The sequence below is a fragment of the Gemmobacter denitrificans genome (assembly GCF_036964905.1).
GTDB lineage: Bacteria > Pseudomonadota > Alphaproteobacteria > Rhodobacterales > Rhodobacteraceae > Gemmobacter > Gemmobacter denitrificans.
The window spans coordinates 1-19,942 of record NZ_JBALHR010000027.1; the positions used below are offsets into that span (position 1 = coordinate 1).

The following is a 19,942-nucleotide window of genomic DNA, read 5'->3' on the forward strand; positions in this document are numbered from 1 at the left end:
GCCCCATTCACATCAAGCTTTTGCAAACCGCCTTGAAGGGGTCCGAAGTGGATCTGCCTGCGCCCGTGCGGGAGATGGGTCAGCTGTATTTGCAGCAGATCGACCAACTGACCGAGATCATCACGCGCCTGGCCCACGAACTTGAGGCTGCGACAAAGACAGATTGCGAGTTGCGGCGTCTCTGCACCGTGCCGGGCATCGGTCCGGTGACCGCTGGCGCCATCGCAGCTTTTGCCCCTGATCTGGAGACCTTTGACAGTGGCCGGAACTTTGCCGCGTGGTTGGGTCTGGTGCCACGACAACACTCGACTGGCGGCAAGACCCGCCTTGGTGCGGTCAGCAAGATGGGGCAGTGCGACATCCGCAAGTTGCTCATCGTTGGGGCCATGAGTGTGATCCGCTGGGTTGTGCGCCGTGGCGGCAGTTCCAATCGGTGGCTGGCCAACCTCGTTGCCCGCAAGCCGCGCATGGTTGCCGCCGTCGCCTTTGCAAACAAGATGGCGCGGATGGTTTGGGCCATGACGACGAAGGGGGAGGACTATCGAATGGCGTGATCCCAAGTCACATGACGCAGGATAACGCTATGGGCCGCAAGGCTTGGGCAGGGTGATCGACAGACGGAGTAAGCGACACGGACTTCAAAGTTCAAGGCGGGAAACCCAGTCCCGGGGCTCGAGCGCTACAGCTCTCTGAACCGATGTGGGCCCAGCCTTCCGAACAGCATACCGGCCCGTGGCGTCACAAAGGCCACACTGAGAGGCCTGACACACGACCGATTGAAGCCCAGACGAAACGTCGAAAAATCAGCTTGCAAAACCGGGGGCATCCACACACGTTCCGGGCGTGGCCCCAAGCTGGGCGACCATGGTGGACGTCCGGCGTGCGATCCTGATGCTCCTCATGTGCAGCATCGGAGATTCAGACAGTATTGCGAGATCGTTGATTCAACACGCTGACAAGCGGCCATCGGTTAGCGACCCGCCATGACAAAACCGCAGACAGATTCCGATCCGGGCGTCATGCCGTGCTGTGACCGGGCGCCGGATCAGGTTCAGGTTTCGGCTCTGCAGGAGCATTGCGATCAGGCGGTTGTACCCCGAAGACCGCACAATATAGCGCGGGAACGAACAGCAAGGTGATCAGCGTGCCCGCAATGATGCCGCCCATCATCGCATAGGCCATCGGGCCCCAGAAAATCTGCCGCGAGATCGGGATCAGGGCCAGACTGGCCGCCGCCGCCGTCAGCAGGATGGGGCGGGCGCGCTGATCGGTGGCCAGAAAACAGGCTTGCCAGCGGCTGTGCCCTTCCTGCAAGAGCTCCTCCATCGCATGGACCAGAATGATCGCATTGCGGATCAGAATCCCCATCAGCGCCAGCACCCCGAGAATGGCCACAAACCCCAGCGGCGCCCCCGAAGGCAGCAGGGCCGCAACCACCCCGATCATGCCCAGCGGTGCGGTTGCCAGCACGATCAGGCTGAGCCGGAAGCTCTGCATCTGCGCCATGACCAGCGTGATCATCACTAGGATCATGATCGGAACCACGGCGGCAATCGGGGCCTGGCTGTCGGCGCTTGATTCCACCGTGCCGCCCACTTCCAGCACAAAGCCCGGCGGCAGGCCCGCGCGGAAAGCGGCGATCCGGTCAGCCAGCGCCGCATCGATCGTGGCAGGCTGGTCATCGGTGGCGATCGCGGCCTTGACGGTGATCGTGGGCACCCGGTTGCGCTGCAGGATCAAGGGTTGTTCGGTGGCCCATGACAGGGTCGCAAAGCTCAGCAGCGGGATTGCAGCGCCCGAGGGCGTACCAAGTTGCAGATTGGCCAGCGCGCTCAGCTTGCTGCGGTCATCCCCCGCAGCCCGCGCCACCAGATCGACCAGATAGGTGCCATCGCGCAATTCGGTGACCTTGGTGCCATTGAACACGCCTGACAGGGCCACCGACAGGTCTTGCGCCGAAATGCCAAGCTGGCGGGCCTTGTCCTGATCAAGGTCAAGCCGCACCACCCGGGCCGGTTCGTTCCAGTCCAGCATGATGGAGGTCAGGCGCGGATCGCTGCCCACCACAGCCGCAAGATCGCGGGCCTGATCGCGCAGCAGGCCCACATCCGGCCCTGACAGGCGATATTGCACAGGACGACCAACCGGCGGACCCATTTCCAGATATTTCACAAAGACATCGGTTCCGGCCATCTGATGGCGGCCAAAAGCCTCCAGCGCCGCTTTCAGCCGGTCGCGGGCCTCCAGATCGGGGGTCTGGATGACGATCTGCCCCATATGCGGGCCTGCCGTCGGCACATCCAGCGACAAAAGGAACCTTGGTGCCCCCATGCCGACATAGCTTGTCCAGAACAGCGCCTCGGGCTGATCGGCCAGAAAACCCTCCAGCCGGGCAATGGCTGCATCGCTGCCGGCAATCGATGCATTCTGGCGCAGCGATACGTCGATGATCAGTTCAGGCCGGTCCGATGTCGGGAAAAACTGCTGTTCGACAAAGCGCATCCCCCAGATCGACAGGGCGAAAGTCGCAACCGTCACGGCGATGGCCAGCCAGCGGAACCGCATGGCCGCCCGCACAGCAGCATGAAAGCCGCGCCGCAGGGCACCCGGTTCTTCGGTCTTGTGCTTCATCGTCGGGGGCAGGAAGGTCACGCCGATGATCGGCGCGAACAGCACTGCCACGATCCACGAAAGCACCAGCGAAACGGCGATCACCACGAACAGCGAAAAGGTATATTCTCCCGCCGCCGAGGTGTTCAGCCCGATCGGAATGAACCCCGCCACGGTCACCAGCGTTCCCGACAGCATCGGAAAGGCGATGGAGGTCCAGGCAAAAGAGGCGGCCTTTTCCCGGCTTTCGCCCAATTCAAGCCGGGAAATCATGGTTTCCACCGCGATCATCGCATCATCGACCAGCAAGCCCAGGGCGATGATCAGCGCACCCAGCGAGATACGCTGCAGCGTGATGCCCCAGATATCCAGCACGACGAAGGTCAGCGCCAGCACCAGCGGGATCGTCATGGTCACCACCAGCCCCGCGCGCAGGCCAAGGCTGACGAAACTGACCGCCAGCACGATCAGCACCGCCTCCAGCAGCGCCTGCAGGAAATGGCCAACGGCATCTTCCACCACATGGGCCTGATCGGCCACGCGGTGCATATCGATCCCGATGGGCAGGGTTGCGGCCACTTTGGCCATTTCGCGGTCAAGCTCTTCGCCAAAGCTCACGATATTGCCGCCCGCACGCATGCCGACGGAAAGCCCGATCGCCTCTTGCCCCTTGAAGCGGAACAGCCGGGCAGGCGGGTCCTGATAGCCGCGCGTGACCGTCGCCACATCTGTCAGGGCAAAGATGCGGTCGCCCACCCGCAGGTTCACCGCCGCCACTTCATCGGCGCTGTCGAACTGACCGGTAACCCGCACCAGCACCCGTTCATGGCCGCTGTCAATCACGCCCGAAGGCACGATGGCGTTCTGCCGTGCCAGCGTATCCACCACGGCCTGCCGGTCCAGCCCGAGCGCGGCCAGCCTGCGGGTGGAAAACTCCAGATAGACCACCTCGTCGCGGGTGCCGATCAGCTCCACCTTGCCGGCATCCGGCAGGGTGAGGATGCGATTGCGCACCTGTTCCACCCGATCGCGCATTTCGCGCGGGGAAAAGCCGTCCGAGGTGAAGGCATAGATATTGCCAAAGACATCGCCAAAACTGTCATTGAAGGCGAAGCCCGCAAATTCCGCCGGGAATTCGGGGCGGATATCGGCCATCATGTCGCGCACCTTGCGCCATTGATCGGGCACGCTGCGGGCAGGGGTATCGGCCCGCAATTCGACATAGACCACCGCCTGACCGGGCGATGTGAAGGACCGTGTGTAATCCAGCGTATCCAGATCCTGCAGCTTTTTCTCGATCCGGTCAGTGACCTGGGTCAGGGTCTGTTCCGCCGTGGCTCCGGGCAGAGCGGCCTGAATGATCATGGTCTTGATGGTGAAAGCCGGGTCTTCCTCGCGCCCCAGCCGCATGTAGGAAAACGCCCCCGCGATCAGCGACACGATCAGCAGATACCAGACGAAAGACCGGTGGTGCAGCGCCCAATCCGACAGGTTGAAGCTCTTCATTCCGCTTCCCTCATCCCCACGATCTGACCTTCGATCAGCGAATTGACCCCGCGCGTGACGATTTCATCGCCGGGCTGCAAGCCATCGGTAATGGCCGCGCGCGGGCCGCGGCCCTGCGGGTCCAGTGTCACCGGCACAAGGGCCACGGCCCGCGTCGTCGGGTCCACCCGCCAGACTGCGGTTGCAGCCCCATCGTGCCGGATGGCGTTCCGGGGCAGGGTGAACAGGGGGGCCGGGTCCGTTTCGGACAGCCGGGCCTGCACCAGACTGCCGATCCGATAGCCGGGCGGCGGCGCGATCAGGGTCAGATGCACCCGTCTTGTGCGGCTGGTGGCATCAACCACCGGCTCCACAAGGCGCAGTTCCCCCGTCACGGGGGCTGTGGCACCGGCGCGCAGCGAAACCACGAACCGGTCCCCGATGGACAGAAGCCCGGCCAGTTCTTCCGGCAGGTCGATCACCGCCTCGATTTCCGAAGTGCTGGCCAGAACCACAACCGGGTTGCCTGCCGACACCACGGCGCCCGCCTCGGCTGCGGTGGAAAGGATCACGCCGTCTTCCGGTGCCACCAGATCGGAATAGCCGCGCGCATCGGTGGCGCGGGCCAGATCGGCGACGGCACTGTCCACAGCGGCATCGGCAGCGGCCAGCATCCGTTCGGCCTCTTCCAGCCGCGCGGTTGAAGCCACGCCGCGCGCCTGCAATTCGCGCGCCCGGGTCAGAGCATTGGTCGCGGTGACCTGCTGGGCGCGCGCGGTGGTCAACGCGGCTTCGGCGGCTGCGATGTCTTCGTCCAGTGTATAGGGGTCAAGCCGGGCAAGAATCTGCCCCTTGCTGACCACGTCGCCCACCGTCACCGGGCGTTCGGCAATACGCCCAAAAGTCTGGAACCCCAGGCTGATCTGGGTCCGAGCCATCACCGTGCCGGTCAGCATACGGCCAAGGCCCGCTTCGGGCTGCACGATCTGGCTGACCACCGGGCGTGGCGGTTCGGGTTTTATCTGGGCCTGCAGGGGCGCGGCCAGCGCCAGCAGCACCAGACCGGCGGGGATCAGGGGCCGGATCATTGCGCAACCTCCGGTCTGGCCTGCACAAGGCGGCCGGGAAACAGCATCTGCGACCCTTCGCCCACCACCATCGTGCCGGGCGGCAGGCCTTCGGCGATCAGCAGGCTTTCGGTGGTAAAGCGGTCCACCGTCACCGGGGCCAGCGCCACGCGCATCGTGGCCGGGTCCACGGTCCAGACGGCCATCTGCCCCCCGGATTCGGTCAGCGCCGTCCAGGGCACGACAGCCCCCACCGAGGCCGGGATGGTCAGGCTGCCCTCGACCGGTTCGCCCAGCAGGAACAGATCTTCCGGCGGGTTTTCGATCCGGGCCTTGACGCGCACACTGCCGGTGGCGGCATCCACCACCGGTGCCACTTCGGACAGCCGGGCGCGCAATTCGCGGCCATTGTGGTTCAGCAGGCGCAAGCTGATTTCGGAGCCCAGAAAGCTTTCAACCGGGGCCCCGTCAGGGGCCAGGAACACGGCGTCCCGGCCCGTCCGACCAGCCAGCGTGACGATGGTTTGCCCGGCTTCCACCACCTGTCCGGCCTCGGCCGATCGTGCTGCCACAATCGTATCTGCAGGGGCTGTCAGCACCGTATCTTCAAGAGCGCGTCTGGCCCGCACCACCTGAGCCTGCGCCTGTTCCCGCGACGAGGTTGCCGTTACCAGCCCTTCGCGCGTGGCATCGAATTCGGCCTGGGTGATCCGGCCACTGTCCAGAAGCGCCTTCTGTCGATCAAATTCCTGTTGCGCCCGCAACAGACCGGCCTCGGCAGCCTGCAGCCCGGCCTCGGCCACCCGCAACGCCTCGCGCTGCTGGACCGGATCGATCCGGGCGATCACGGCACCTTGGGCCACCAGATCGCCCTGATCCACCTCGACCGCGATGATCCGCCCCGCGGCGCGAAAGGCCAGCGGGATCAGCGTCGTCGTTTCGGTCGATCCGGTCAGCTTGTGGTCATAACCGCTCACCATCGGCGCGACAGTCACGATCTCGACCGGCAAGGCCTCTTCCGCCAGAACGGGCGATGCACAGGCGATTCCCAAGGCAAGAACACGGAGAAGCGGGGCAGCAGCCATAGAAACAGCCCTTTCGCACAACGGCGCGTCCGGCAGGGTAAGCTGCCGTCGGGCCAATTCCATGATTTATGGCGATCTTAGCAACAGATCGCCGGAAAGAAAGCCGATTTGTCGGAAGGCGCACCGAGGCTGCCGTCACGGCACATGAACCCGGGCGCGGGCCTGAATTTACAGCAGGCCCATGGCCTGCAGATCCGTCTCCAGCACCTCGGGACTGGTGAACTGGACTGCCGCCATGCCGATGGCACGGGCACCTTCGACGTTCTTGGCGCGGTCATCGATGAACAGGCAATCGGCGGGCCGCAGCCCGGCCCGATCGCACAGCAGGTGGTAGATGCGCGGATCGGGTTTCAGCAGACCTTCCTGCCCCGAAACGATGGTCACGCCAAAGGCGGTGCCCAGCCGAGGATGCGTCGCCACCCCGATGGGCCAGGTTTCCGCCGACCAATTGGTGATGGCATGAATCTGCAAGCCCTTTGCGCGCAGCCGCTCCATCAGCGCCCATGTGCCTTCGATCGCTTCGGGTAGGGTGGCAGCGTAATTCGGCACATAAGCGGCCAGCAAGGCTGCATCGGCCGGATCGGCAATCCTTGCTGCCAGATCGGCAAAGCACTCGCCCCCGTCGCAGCGCAGGTTCAGGGTCGGGAAATCAACACGCTCCATGAAAGCCTCGGCTGCAGCGCGGTCGCCGCCCAGGGCAGGGGCAAAGGCCCGCCAGGCTTCCCAGCGGACCAGAACATCCCCCAGATCGAAAACAATGGCTTTCATGAAATCGTCCCATGTTGTGGCAGGGCAATGGCCTGCCGGGCGCATCATGGCCGGGGCTGCCTTACTGTCAACCCCGGCTGGCAGGCCCACCGGTCAGGCGCCGCACGGCCACGAAAAAGGCGGGCACAAGAAAGATGCCCAACACCGCCGAACTGAGCATACCGCCGATCACCCCGATCCCGATGGCGCGCTGTGCTGCTGCCCCGGCCCCGTCGGCCAGGGCCAGCGGCAGAACCCCTAGCAGAAAGGCAAAGGTTGTCATGAGAATGGGGCGCAACCGCTGGGTTGCCGCCTGTCGTGCCGCATCGGTCAGGCTGATGCCTCGCTCGGTCAGGGTCTGGGCAAATTCGACAATCAGAATGGCGTTGCGCGCCGCAAGCCCGATGGTCGTCAGCAAGCCCACCTTGAAATAGACATCGTTGGATTGCCCGAACAGCAGTGCCGCCGCCAGCGCCCCCAGAATACCCACCGGCACCGACAGCATCACCGCAAAGGGCACGGTCCAGCTTTCATACAACGCGGCAAGACACAGAAACACCACCAGCGACGACATGGCAAAGAGCAGCGGCGCCTGATTGCCGGACAGCCGTTCCTGATAGGAAATCCCGGTCCAGGCCAGACCGAAACCGCCCGGTTGGTCGGCCACCAGCCGTTCCATTTCCTCCATCGCATCGCCTGTGGACACGCCTTCGACCGGCGCGCCCGAAATCTCCATGGCGCGGGCCCCGCCAAACCGGTCAAGGCTGGGCGAGGTTTCATCCCATCGCTGGGTCATGAAGGCGGCAAAGGGCACCATCTCGCCCCCTGAATTGCGGGCAAACCAGCCATCCACGTCTTGCGGCTGCATCCGCGCCGCAGCTTCGCCCTGCACGATGACCGGCTTCAATTCGGTGCCCAGCGGGAAATCATTCACCTCGCGCCCCGAAAAGATCACTGCCAGCATCCCGTTGATCTGGCTGAGCTCAAGCCCCATGGCGCGGGCCTTTTGCTGGTCGATCTCCAGCCGCAGGGCCGGGCGGAAGGTGGCCTCGTGCCCGCGAAACGACCCGGTCTTGCCGGCGGCTTCGGCGGCCTGCACCAGCGCCACTGCCGTTTCCTGCAGCGCACCTTGCCCGGCCCCCGCCTGATCCAGCAGGTAGAAGCTGAAACCCGAGGCATTGCCCAGGCCCTGTATGGCCGGGGGCTGGGTAAAGACGATGCGCCCGGCCCGATGGCCGCCGAATTTGCGGTTGGCCTCTTGCGCCAGGGCGGCGGCGCTGATGCCGGGGCGTTCGGCAAAGGGGCGCAGGGCGATGAACTGCATCGCGGTGTTCTGCCCGCCGCCGCCAAAGGAAAACCCAAGCGCGCCATAGGTGGACACCACCACGTCGGATTTTTCGGTCAAGAGCCAGGTTTCTACCTCTTGCAGAACCGCTGCGGTCTGGGCCGTGGTCGATCCTTCCGACAGGCGGATCTGCACCATCAGCACGCCCTGATCTTCCTGCGGCAGGAAAGAGGACGGCAGATGGTCATACAGCCAGAAGGCCCCGCCGCCGATGGCTGCCAGCACCGCCAACATGCGGAAGGGACGCAGCACCATCCAGCCGGTAACGCGGCCATACCCGCGCGTCGTGGCCCCCAGCCCCCGGTTGAACCAGCGCGCCGGGGCGATGCCGCCCTTGTGATCGCGCGGGCGCAGCAGGCTGGCGCACATCGCGGGCGTCAGGATCAGGGCCACCGCCAGCGACAGCACCATGGCCGAAATGATGGTGACCGAAAACTGCCGGTAGATCACCCCGGTGGAGCCGGACATGAAGGCCATGGGCAGAAAGACCGCCGAAAGAACCACCGCGATGCCGACCAGCGCCGGGGTGATCTGGCGCATCGATTTCTCGGTCGCCTCCATCGGGCCCAGCCCTTCCTCCTCCATGATGCGTTCGACATTTTCCACCACCACGATGGCGTCATCGACCAGAAGGCCGATCGCCAGCACCAGCGCGAACATGGTCAGGGTGTTGATGGTCAGCCCCGTCGCCGCCAGCACGCCGAAGGTGCCCAGCAGCACGACCGGCACGGCAATGGTGGGGATCAAGGTCGCCCGCCAGCTTTGCAAAAAGACCAGGATGACCAGAAAGACCAGCGCCACCGCCTCGGCCAGGGTGTGATAGACCCGTTCGATCGACTCGGCCACAAAGGGTGACGTGTCAAAAGGATAGACAATTTCCACCCCTTCGGGCAGGGCGGCGGAAACCCGGTTCAGCGTGGCCCGCACCGCATCGGCCGTATCCAGCGCATTGGCGCCGGTGGCCAGGTTGATGCCAAAGCCCGCAGCCGGCAGCCCGTTGAAACGGGATGACGCACCATAGCTTTCCTGACCGATTTCCACCCGCGCCACATCGCCCAGAAAGACGGTCGATCCATCTTCGGTAGTGCGCAGGATGATACGTTCGAAATCCTCGACCGTGCCCAGTTGCGACTGGGCGTTCAGCGCCACGGTCAATTGCTGGCCCGGAACGACCGGCTGGCTGCCCAGACTGCCCACCGTGACGGTACTGTTCTGTTCGGCCACCGCCGCCGTCACATCCGACGGAATCACCCGATGCTGGGCCATCCGCAGCGGATCAAGCCAGATGCGCATGGCATAGCCCGATCCGAAATTGTTGATCGACCCCACCCCGGGCGTGCGCAGGATCGGGTCTTCCACCACCTGCGCCATCAGATCGCCCAGTTGCAGCGTCGAATACCGCCCGTCCCGCGACACCAGCGCGGCCACCATCAGGATCGATGTTCCCGACCGGGTGACCGAAATCCCGCGCTGGCGCACGGTATCGGGCAGGTTGTTCTGGATCAGCTGCAGCTTGTTCTGCACCTGGACCTGGGCCATGTCCGGGTCGGCGGCATCGCTGAAGGTGAGCGTCACATTCGCCCGCCCCGAGGCCGATGAGCCCGAGGTCATGAACAGCAGATCATCCAGCCCGGTCAGCCCGTCCTCGATCACCGTGGTCACCGAATTCTCGATGGTCTCGGCGGAAGCACCCGGATAGCTGGCAGAAATCCGGATCGTGGTCGGCGCGATGTCAGGATATTGCGAGACGGGCAGGGTGGTCAGCCCCCATGCCCCGGCCAGCATGGTGATTATGGCCAGAACCCAGGCGAAAACGGGACGATGGATGAAAAACTGTGCCATGGGTCAGTTGTTCACCGGGTCTGTCGCCACATCGCGCACCACGCCCTGATCGTCGATGGTGACGGGCACCGGTTCCAGTGCGGCACCCTCCTTCAGCCCGGTCAATCCGTCGATGATCAGCCGCTCGCCCGGCTCCAGCCCTTCGGTCACGATCCAGGCATTCTGCTGGCTACCCGAAGCGGTCAGCTTGCGCGCCTGCGCGATATTGTCGGGCAGGGCGATCCAGGCCGACAGGCTGCCATCGCGGCCCCGTGTCGTGGCCCGCTGCGGCACCAGAAAGGCGTCGATGGTGCCAAGAACCACCTCGCCGCGCAGGAACATGCCGGGCAGGATGCGCCGGTCGGGGTTGTCAAAGCGGAAGCGGATATCCTGCGTGCCGGTGGTGGGCGATACCGTCACCGATGGCGCGACCAGTGTTCCACCCGAGGCATGGGTCTGGCCGTTTTCCAGGGTCAGCGTCACCTCCAGCCGTTCATTGGGCTTGAGCACCCCGCGGTCGATCTGGTCGCGGATCGACAGAAGCCGGGCCGAGGGTTCGAACAGATCGACATGGATCGGGTCCAGCCGGGTGATCGTCGTCAGGCCATCGGTCTGGTTTGCGGTGACCAGATCACCGACCGAAACCGCAGGCAGGCCCGCCACACCGGCAATCGGGCTGGTGATTTCCGTCCAGTCCAGCGCCAGTTCGGCCCGCCGCAACGAGGCCTGGGCTGCCTGCACATCGGCGCGGGCCTGCGCGGCGGTGGCCTCGGCGCTTTCTACCGTGGCACGGGTGGACCCCGAACCTTCAAGCTGCCGGGCCCGTTCCAGTGCGGCCTCGGCCGCGGGCAGGGCCGCCTGTGCCCGGGCCAGGCTGGCGCGAGCCGATTGCAGGTCTGCCTCATATTCCGCAGGGTCCAGCCGGAACAGCGGCGTGCCGGGGCTGACGGTTGCGCCCGGCTGATACAGGATCGCCGTCACCACACCGCCCACGCGGGGGCGGATCACGGTCTGTTCATAGGCCACCGCCCGGCCCGGCAAGGTGGAACTGCGCCGAACCTCCTGCCGCTGCATCTCGATCACACCGACCTTGGCCGGGCCGCGCGCGCCAGCGCCCGGAGGGGCCTGCGTCAGCCCCGGAAAGGCAAAGGCGCAGAGGATCAGGGCTGCAATCGGCGCAGGGGTCAGCTTCATCGTCGGTCCTTCCGGTTGGCCTTGGCCGCAAACTAGAGCGCGGGCCCCGGGGGAGCAATGCGCTGCGCAGGGTTGAACGGCGGAAAGCCGGGCTTTCCGTCGCTTAAATCCCCAGAATGTGACGAATATCCTGCGGGGTTGCGCCTTCGGCGCGGTACTTCGCCAAGGCACGCGCATCGTCGCGCTTGGCCAGCCGCTTGCCCTGATCGTCGCGGATCAGGCGGTGGTGGTGATAGGCGGGTGTGGGCAACCCCAGCAGCCGTTGCAGCACCACATGAATGGCGGTCGCCTCAAACAGATCGGCGCCGCGCGTCACCTCTGTGATGCCTTGGGCCGCATCATCCACCACCACCGACAGGTGATAAGATGTGCCCAGATCACGCCGCGCCAAGGCGATATCTCCAATAGTTTCAATCAGTTCTGGTGCAGTCTTGAGGTGGCGCCCCGCATGATCCTGCCCGCTGTCGTCAAAGCTGATCTGGCCTAGCAACGCCATCGCCCGTGCCATATCCAGCCGGATCGCGGCATCGGGAGCGGCGATACCCTTATCCCGGCACAGGCCCGGATAGACCGGCCCATCCGGTCCGATCATCGCCGCGCCTTCCTGCGGGGCCGAGAGGGCTGCGCGAATATCCCCCCGCGAACAGGCGCAGCGATAGGTCACGCCCATCGCCTCCAGCTTGGCCAGCGCCTGCGCATAGACCGCCTGCCGATCCGATTGCCGCATGACCGGAGCAGGCCAGCGCAGCCCCAGCCAGCGCAGATCCTCAAAAATCGCTGCTTCCCATTCCGGTTTGCAGCGCGCGCGGTCAATATCTTCGATCCGCAGCAGCATCTGCCCACGCGCATCGGCCACCAGCGCAGCATAGGCATGACCCAGATGCAGCGGCCCGGTGGGCGATGGCGCAAAGCGTGTTACTGCACCGCCAGCCATTGGGTGAAACTGTCCTTGGCGCGATCGGTATAGGCTTTGTAGCGATCCTTGCGCCCGCGCCGTCCGCCCTTGGCATCAATTGGCGGGAACAGCCCGAAATTGACATTCATGGGTTGGAAGGTTTTGGCCTCAGCCCCGCCGGTGATATGGGTGATCAGCGCACCCATCGCCGTGTCGGGCGGCGGCGGCGGCAACACGTCGCCCTTCACTTCCGCCGCAGCCATACGGCCTGCGAGCAGACCCATAGCCGCACTTTCCACATAGCCCTCAACCCCGGTCACCTGTCCGGCAAAGCGGATATTGGGCCGCGATTTCAGCCGCATCTGATCATCCAGCAGCGTGGGCGAATTGATGAAAGTGTTGCGGTGAATGCCGCCCAGCCGGGCGAAACTGGCATTCTCAAGGCCAGGAATCATTTTGAAAACAGCGGTTTGCGCGCCGTATTTCATCTTGGTCTGAAAGCCCACGATATTGTAGAGCGTGCCCAGCTTGTTGTCGCGGCGCAGCTGCACCACGGCATAGGCCTTTTCCTGCGGCTTATGCGCATTGGTCAGACCCACCGGCTTCATCGGCCCATGGCGCAGTGTTTCGCGCCCGCGCTCGGCCATCACTTCGATCGGCAGGCAGCCGTCGAAATAGCCCGCCGTCTCGCCCTGATGGAACTCGGTCTTGTCGGCGGCCAGCAGCGCGTCGATGAAGGCCTCATATTGTGGCTTGTCCATCGGGCAGTTGATATAGGCGGTGCGCTCTTCCTCGGTCTCGCCCTTGTCATAGCGGCTTTGCAGCCAGGCCACAGACATATCAATGCTTTCGGCATAGACGATGGGGGCGATGGCATCAAAGAAGGCCAGGCTCTCGGCCCCGGTTTCCGCCCGGATGCTTTCGGCCAGCGCGGTGCTGGTCAAAGGCCCGGTCGCGATGATCCAGCGCCCCTCTTGCGGCAGGGCGGTCACTTCGCCTTCCACCACCGAAATCAGCGGATGGGCGCGCAGCCGCGCCGTCACGGCCTCGGCAAAGGGATCGCGGTCCACCGCCAGCGCCCCGCCCGCAGGCAGCCGATGCGCCCGCGCCATCTCCATGATCAGGCCACCCGCCGCGCCCATTTCCCAATGCAGCAGGCCCACCGCATTGCGCTCGTCATCATCCGAGCGGAAGGAATTGGAACAGACCATCTCGGCAAAACTGCCGGTGCGATGGGCAAAGGTGCCCACCTTGGGGCGCATTTCGTGAATGATAACCGGCACGCCAGCCTGAGCCGCCTGCCAGGCAGCCTCTGACCCGGCCATGCCACCGCCGATGATGTGAATGGGTTCGCGCATGGGTCGCAGATAGACCCAAGCGCCCCCCAGATCAAGCGCCGCTAGATCAGCGCAATCCGTTCGCGCTGTGCGGAATCAGGATAGGGGCGGTACAGCCCGACCGACACCGCGGCGATCATCTGGTGCATCTGATCATACCGTCGCGCCGCCTGTTCATCGGCCTGCGCCAGCACCGAAAAGGCCTGATCCAGTGCTGCCATGTCGGGCAATTCGATTTCCAGCAGGAAATCGGTATGTGCCCCTGATGACAGGCCGAATTTCCGCCGCAACAGCCGCCAGCCTGACACCAGACCCTGCGTTTGCAGATAGGTCATCCAATTGTCCACCGCCGCGGCAAAGGCCAGCGCCCGGGATTCCGATTTCAGTTCGATCAGGCAATGATAGAGGTTCATTCATGCCTCCCTTTACGGGGCCATCAGACCATTCACCGCTTGCCAAAAGGTTAAAGGCCGGGGTTTCCCCCGGTCTTTTTCATTCGTCGCCCTGATCTGCCACCCGGGCAACCGAGACCACTTCCTCGTCGCCACCGGTGTTGAAGACCTTCACCCCCCCGGCCGAACGTGACCGGAAACTGATCTGGTCCACCGGCACCCGGATCGATTGCCCGGTCGAGGTGGCCAGCATGATCTGGTCGCTGGTTTCCACCGGGAACGAAGCCACCAAAGCGCCGCCGCGCATGGATTTTTCAAAGGCCGTCACACCCATGCCACCGCGCCCGCGCACCGGATAATCGTGGCTGGAGCTGAGCTTGCCCAGACCTTTCGCGGTAACCGTCAGGATCAGGTCTTCTGCCGCCGACATTTCGGCATAGCGTTCGGGCGACAATTGGCCACCTGCGACCTCTTCTTCCTCGTCGGTTTCAACTTCCTCCTCAAGATTGCCGGCCATCAGGCGGCGCTGCTTGAGATAGGCGGCGCGTTCCGCCGGATCGGCCTCGAAATGGCGGATGATCGACATCGACACGACCCGATCCCCATCGGCCAGACGGATGCCACGCACGCCGGTCGATCCGCGCGATTTGAACACGCGGATTTCGGTGGTCGGGAAGCGGATCGCGCGGCCAAGCGCGGTGACCAGCATCACATCGTCATTTTCATCGGCAATCGCCGCATTCACCAGGCTGACGCCTTCGGGCAGGTTCATCGCGATCTTGCCGTTGCGCTTGACGTTGGTGAAATCGCTCAGATCATTCTGCCGCACATCGCCATCCGATGTGGCAAAGACGATCTGCAGGCTGTCCCATTCCAGTTCCGGCACATCCACCGGCATCAGCGCGGCGATGGACACCCCGGTTTCAATGGGCAGGATGTTTACGATGGCCTTGCCGCGTGCCGTCCTCCCGGCCAAGGGCAGGCGCCAGCATTTCAGTTTGTACACCATGCCATCGGTGGTGAAGAACAACAGATGCGTATGGGTATTGGCCACGAACAGCGTGGTGACCACGTCATCTTCCTTGGTGGCCATGGAAGACAGGCCCTTGCCGCCCCGGTTCTGGGACCGGAATTCGGCCAGTGGCGTGCGCTTGATATAGCCACCCGAGGTGATGGTGACGACCATGTCCTCGCGTTCGATCAGGTCTTCATCTTCCAGATCGCCCGCCCAATCGACGATCTCGGTCCGGCGCGGCACGGCAAACAGCTGCTTCACTTCGGATAGTTCGGCGGAGATGATCGCCATGATCCGTTCGCGCGACGACAGGATATCCAGGTAATCCTTGATCTTTGCCGCCAGTTCTTCCAACTCGTCAGTAATTTCCTTGACGCCCATCGCCGTCAGGCGCTGCAGGCGCAGGTCAAGGATCGCGCGGGCCTGAATTTCCGACAGGTTATAGGTGCCGTCATCGTTGACGGTATGGGTCGGGTCATCGATCAGCTTGATATAGGCGATGATGTCATGGGCGGGCCAGCGCCGCGTCATCAGCCGTTCACGCGCCTCTGCCGGATCGGCCGATGAGCGGATCGTGGCCACAACCTCATCCACATTCGACACTGCGACGGCCAGACCACACAGCACATGGCTGCGTTCGCGCGCCTTGCGCAGTTCGTATGCCGTGCGGCGGGCCACCACCTCTTCGCGGAAGGTGATGAAATGGGCGAGGAAATCGCGCAGCGCCAGCGTTTCGGGCCGCCCGCCGTTCAGGGCCAGCATGTTGCAGCCGAACGAGGTCTGCAGCGGGGAAAAGCGGTACAGCTGGTTCAACACCACATCCGCCGTGGCATCGCGCTTCAATTCGATCACCACCCGCACGCCCACGCGGTCGGATTCATCGGCGATGTTGGAAATGCCCTCGATCTTCTTTTCGCGCACCAGTTCCGCGATCTTTTCGATCATCGCGGCCTTGTTCACCTGATAGGGGATTTCATCCACGATGATCGCCCAGCGATCCTTGCGCAGCTCCTCGATCCGGGTCTTGGCGCGGATGATGACGCTGCCGCGCCCTTCCAGATAGGCCTTGCGCGCGCCGGACCGGCCAAGGATCACACCGCCCGTCGGAAAATCGGGGGCGGGGATGATCTCCATCAGCCGCTCCGAGGACACATCCGGGTTTTCGATCATGGCAAGGCAGCCGTCGATCACCTCGCCCAGGTTATGCGGCGGGATATTGGTCGCCATGCCGACGGCAATACCGCCCGCCCCGTTGACCAGCATATTGGGGAAGCGCGCGGGCAGCACAGTCGGCTCGCGGTCTTTCCCGTCGTAGTTGTCCTGAAAATCGACCGTGTCTTTGTCGATATCGGCCAGCAGGAAGGCGGCGGGCTTGTCCATCCGCACTTCGGTATAGCGCATGGCGGCGGCGTTATCGCCATCCATGGAGCCGAAGTTGCCCTGACCATCCAGCAATTTCAACGACATGCTGAACGGTTGCGCCATCCGCACCAAGGCATCATAGATCGCGCTGTCGCCATGGGGGTGGTATTTCCCCATCACATCGCCCACCGGACGCGCCGATTTGCGATAGGGTTTGTCATGGGTGTTGCCGGTTTCGTGCATGGCAAACAGGATGCGCCGATGCACCGGTTTCAGCCCGTCACGCAGATCGGGGATGGCACGGCTGACGATCACGCTCATCGCGTAATCGAGATAGGCCGTCTTCATCTCCGCTTCGATGGCGACTTGCGGGCCATCATAGGTGCGGCGCGGTGTTTCTTCCGAGTTTTCAGTATCTTCTGGCTGGTCGCTCACTCTGCGCGCCTTCTGGTCTGTTGGGGGCGGGGGTGCCCCAAAATCTGGTTGCGCGCAGTATAGACCATCGCAGATATGGGGTGCAACCTCGCAGCGCCCGGCCAGCTGGCAGCCAAAGGAATGGCCTGATAACAGACTGTATTCATTGAAAAATAATTCGAATCTGGCAGCATGACCCTACAAGAAGAAACCAAGGAGGTATCTGATGGAGCGGTCAGCAACCGAATTGATGCTGAAAGGCTATGGTTTGACCACGGCAGAGCTGTTCTACCGCATGCCCGATTACCGGCATGTCCTGAACAGCTTCATCTGGCAGGAGTATGATCTGGCGCCGGACTATCCGCGCCTGTTCGCCTTCATCGCATTCTGGCAGGACGAGATCGAAGGCCCGCTGCATTCGGTGCGTTTCACCCACCGCAAGCTGATTGCGGCGGGCGAATGGCGCCATGTGGTGAAGGAATTCCGGCTGCACTGACCGCAGATCAGGCCGCGGCGCGCAGGATCATGCCAAACAGGTCGCGCGGATCGTCAGGGTCTGCGATCATGTCCAGGTCCAGATACAGGCCGGATGCCTGCAGCCGCCCGTGCACATAGCGCAGCGCGCTGAAATCCTCGATGGCGAAGCCCACGCTGTCGAACAGGGTGATCTGGCGCGCGTCCTGCCGCCCGGTGGCCGTACCGCTGATTACCTGCCACAGCTCGGTCACCGGATGGTCTGGTGCCAGTTGCTGAATTTCACCCTCGATCCGGGTTTGCGGCGGATATTCCACAAAGATGCCCGAGCGCAGCAGGATATCGCGGTGCAGCTCTGTCTTGCCCGGACAATCGCCGCCCACTGCGTTGATATGCACGCCGCTGCCCACCATGTTGTCGGTCAGGATCGTGGCATTCTGCTTGTCGGCGGTGCAGGTGGTGATAATCTGCGCCCCAAGCAAAGCCTCCTCCGGGGTGGTGCAGGACACCACGTTCAGCCCCCGGCCTGTCAGGTTGCGGGCGCATTTGGCGGTAGCCGCCGGGTCGATGTCGTACAGGCGGATCTCGCGGATAGCGCAGATTTCCTTGAAGGCCAGGGCCTGAAATTCCGCCTGCGCCCCATTGCCGATCATGGCCATTGTGGTCGCGCCCCTCGGGGCCAGCCATTTGGCCACCATGGCGCTGGTCGCCGCCGTGCGCAGGGCGGTCAGGATGGTCATTTCGCTCAGCATCAAGGGGTAGCCCGTTGCCACATCGGCCAAAAGCCCAAAGGCGGTAACGGTTTGCAGCCCCTTCTTCATGTTGCTTGGATGGCCGTTCACATATTTGAACCCATAGGTTTCGCCATCCGAGGTGGGCATCAGCTCGATTACACCGATATCGGAATGGCTGGCCACGCGCGGGGTCTTGTCAAACAAGGGCCAGCGCCGGAAATCGGCTTCGATCTCGGCGGCCAGATCGGCCATCATGCGTTCGATCCCGATATGCAGGACCAGCTTCATCATGTTGTCAACGCTGACAAAGGGGACATAAGCGTTGCGCGACGGGGCAGACATGAAAACTTCCTTCAGGCGGCGCATCCAGAATGCGCGGGGTCAAGTGGCAGGCAAAGGCGCGGGTCAGGCAAAGCTGCGGGTCGGGCGGTCAAAGACCTTCTTGCCCATCAGACTGCCCACCAGATCCACCATCAGCCGTGCAGTGCGGCCGCGTTCATCCAGAAACGGGTTCAGTTCCACCAGATCAAGGCTGGTGACCAACCCGCTTTCATGCAGCAATTCCATCACCAGATGCGCCTCGCGGAAGGTGGTGCCGCCCGGCACGGTGGTGCCCACGGCCGGCGCGATCGAGGGATCGAGGAAATCGACATCCAGGCTGACATGCAGCAGCCCGCCCGCCTCGCGTACGCGGTGCAGAAAGGCGCGCAGCGGGGCGACAATCCCCTGTTCATCCAGCACCCGCATGTCATTGATCGCAATGTCATGCTTCAACAGCGCCGCATGTTCCGCAGGATCAACCGAACGGATGCCATAAAGACAGATGCGATCTGCCGGGATCGGCGCGGGGAAGGGCGGAAAGGCCTCGAACCCCTCGCGCCCGGCAATATAGGCCACCGGAGTGCCATGCAGGTTGCCGCTGGTGGTGGTCAGCGGCGTGTGAAAATCGGAATGTGCATCCAGCCACAAAAGGAACAGCGGCCGCCCGGCCCGGCGTGCATGGGCCGCAGCCCCCGCGACCGTTCCCAAAGCCAGCGAATGATCGCCGCCCAGAATGACCGGCATGGCCCCATCGGCCAGCGCATCTTCCACCTTGTCGGCCAGCACCTCGGTCCAGCCCACCGTTTCGGCCAGCTGATCGACCGCCGGATTGGCGCAGGCCACGTCGCGCAGTGCAGGCAGGGCCACATCGCCCCAATCCTCGACCCCATGGCCAAGGTCGCGGATGGCCTGGGCAATCCCTGCCACGCGATAGGCCGAAGGGCCCATCAGGCAGCCGGGGCGGCGCTGGCCTGAATCGATCGGGGCTCCGATAAGGACGGTTCTGGTCATGGTCTGGTCTCCTGTCCTGACAAGGGTCTTTTCATCTTGCGGCAGGTTCCAGCAGCATTATGATCGTTCTGTGAAGCCTGATGCCCAAATCGGAAGGTAATTTGTTCACGATGGATGAAATCGACCAAAGGCTGATCGCCGAACTGCGCCGTGACGGACGGGCGTCGCTGTCGGAACTGGCCGACAAGCTCGATCTCAGCCGCGCCACGATCCGCGCCCGCATGGAACGGATGAGCGCGCGCGGCGAAATCGCCGGGTTCACCGTGCTGACCCGCGCCGATGTGACCGCGGCCCCGGTGCGGGGCCTGATGATGATCGGCATCGAAGGGCGCGGCGGCGAAAAGATCATGGCGCGCCTTGCAGGTCTGCCTGCCGTGGTGGCGGTTCATTCCACCAATGGCAAATGGGATCTGATCGTGGAACTGGCGACCCAGACCCTGCTGGACCTGGACGAAGTCATTCATCGCATCCGCAGCATCGAAGGGGTCACTACATCGGAGACCAACCTGCTGCTCTCCACCCGCAAGGCCGGCCGACGCTGAACGGCTGCTTTGTCCTAGGGTCAGGACCCATTGATTTGCTTGAGGCCGCCGCCGCTGCGTGATTCAAGGCCCCTGAGCTACGGGGGTGATC

The 19,942-nt window shown here is 63.7% G+C and carries 15 protein-coding genes; 3 read left to right on the top strand and 12 right to left on the bottom strand.

From position 1 onward, the window contains the following. The first annotated feature begins 20 nt into the window (after positions 1–20). On the top strand, positions 21–554 hold the full coding sequence (locus tag V6590_RS20100; protein ID WP_434063296.1) for an IS110 family RNA-guided transposase: 534 nt from the start codon (positions 21–23) through the stop codon (positions 552–554). Between the two features lie 463 nt (positions 555–1,017). On the opposite strand, the gene V6590_RS20105 is transcribed toward V6590_RS20100, so the two are convergent. The 10 genes from V6590_RS20105 to gyrA form a co-directional block, all read right to left on the bottom strand. Then, positions 1,018–4,116, bottom strand: a complete 3,099-nt coding sequence (locus tag V6590_RS20105; protein ID WP_335425498.1) for an efflux RND transporter permease subunit — start codon at positions 4,114–4,116, stop codon at positions 1,018–1,020. Next, the gene (locus tag V6590_RS20110; protein ID WP_335425499.1) at positions 4,113–5,183 is read right to left on the bottom strand and encodes an efflux RND transporter periplasmic adaptor subunit; all 1,071 of its coding nucleotides are present in this window, start codon (positions 5,181–5,183) and stop codon (positions 4,113–4,115) included. The genes V6590_RS20105 and V6590_RS20110 overlap by 4 nt, the downstream gene beginning before the upstream one ends. Further along, positions 5,180–6,247, bottom strand: coding sequence for an efflux RND transporter periplasmic adaptor subunit (locus V6590_RS20115; RefSeq protein WP_335425500.1), 1,068 nt, complete (start codon positions 6,245–6,247; stop codon positions 5,180–5,182). The genes V6590_RS20110 and V6590_RS20115 overlap by 4 nt, the downstream gene beginning before the upstream one ends. 168 nt (positions 6,248–6,415) lie before the next feature. Next, the gene (locus V6590_RS20120; protein ID WP_335425502.1) at positions 6,416–7,015 is read right to left on the bottom strand and encodes an HAD family hydrolase; all 600 of its coding nucleotides are present in this window, start codon (positions 7,013–7,015) and stop codon (positions 6,416–6,418) included. 67 nt (positions 7,016–7,082) lie between these two features. Next, a complete protein-coding gene (locus tag V6590_RS20125; protein WP_335425503.1) occupies positions 7,083–10,181 on the bottom strand; it encodes an efflux RND transporter permease subunit in 3,099 nt (1,032 codons plus the stop codon). Between the two features lie 3 nt (positions 10,182–10,184). Next, positions 10,185–11,354, bottom strand: a complete 1,170-nt coding sequence (locus V6590_RS20130; protein ID WP_335425504.1) for an efflux RND transporter periplasmic adaptor subunit — start codon at positions 11,352–11,354, stop codon at positions 10,185–10,187. Between the two features lie 103 nt (positions 11,355–11,457). Next, positions 11,458–12,288 (bottom strand): tRNA glutamyl-Q(34) synthetase GluQRS, encoded by an 831-nt coding sequence (gluQRS, locus tag V6590_RS20135; RefSeq protein ID WP_335425505.1) that lies wholly within the window; start codon positions 12,286–12,288, stop codon positions 11,458–11,460. Then, on the bottom strand, positions 12,270–13,607 hold the full coding sequence (trmFO, locus tag V6590_RS20140; protein ID WP_335425506.1) for a methylenetetrahydrofolate--tRNA-(uracil(54)-C(5))-methyltransferase (FADH(2)-oxidizing) TrmFO: 1,338 nt from the start codon (positions 13,605–13,607) through the stop codon (positions 12,270–12,272). Before trmFO ends, gluQRS begins: the two co-directional genes overlap by 19 nt. A gap of 41 nt (positions 13,608–13,648) precedes the next feature. Then, on the bottom strand, positions 13,649–13,999 hold the full coding sequence (locus tag V6590_RS20145; RefSeq protein WP_335425507.1) for a DUF6614 family protein: 351 nt from the start codon (positions 13,997–13,999) through the stop codon (positions 13,649–13,651). A 79-nt stretch (positions 14,000–14,078) separates the two neighbouring features. After that, positions 14,079–16,790 carry a DNA gyrase subunit A gene (gene gyrA, locus V6590_RS20150; RefSeq protein ID WP_335425508.1) on the bottom strand — a complete coding sequence of 904 codons (2,712 nt, stop codon included), beginning with the start codon at positions 16,788–16,790 and terminating at the stop codon, positions 14,079–14,081. A gap of 205 nt (positions 16,791–16,995) precedes the next feature. On the opposite strand from gyrA, the gene V6590_RS20155 reads away from it, so the two are divergent. Next, the gene (locus V6590_RS20155; protein ID WP_335425509.1) at positions 16,996–17,265 is read left to right on the top strand and encodes an usg protein; all 270 of its coding nucleotides are present in this window, start codon (positions 16,996–16,998) and stop codon (positions 17,263–17,265) included. Between the two features lie 7 nt (positions 17,266–17,272). Here the strand turns inward: V6590_RS20155 and ocd are convergent, their stop codons facing one another. Together ocd and rocF are read right to left on the bottom strand one after the other, a co-directional pair. After that, positions 17,273–18,319 carry an ornithine cyclodeaminase gene (gene ocd, locus V6590_RS20160; protein ID WP_335425510.1) on the bottom strand — a complete coding sequence of 349 codons (1,047 nt, stop codon included), beginning with the start codon at positions 18,317–18,319 and terminating at the stop codon, positions 17,273–17,275. A 63-nt stretch (positions 18,320–18,382) separates the two neighbouring features. Continuing rightward, on the bottom strand, positions 18,383–19,309 hold the full coding sequence (rocF, locus tag V6590_RS20165; protein ID WP_335425511.1) for an arginase: 927 nt from the start codon (positions 19,307–19,309) through the stop codon (positions 18,383–18,385). A 110-nt stretch (positions 19,310–19,419) separates the two neighbouring features. Between rocF and V6590_RS20170 the strand changes: the two genes are divergently transcribed. Further along, positions 19,420–19,851: an Lrp/AsnC family transcriptional regulator gene (locus tag V6590_RS20170; protein ID WP_335425512.1), complete on the top strand. Its 432-nt coding sequence runs from the start codon at positions 19,420–19,422 to the stop codon at positions 19,849–19,851. Positions 19,852–19,942 lie beyond the last annotated feature (91 nt).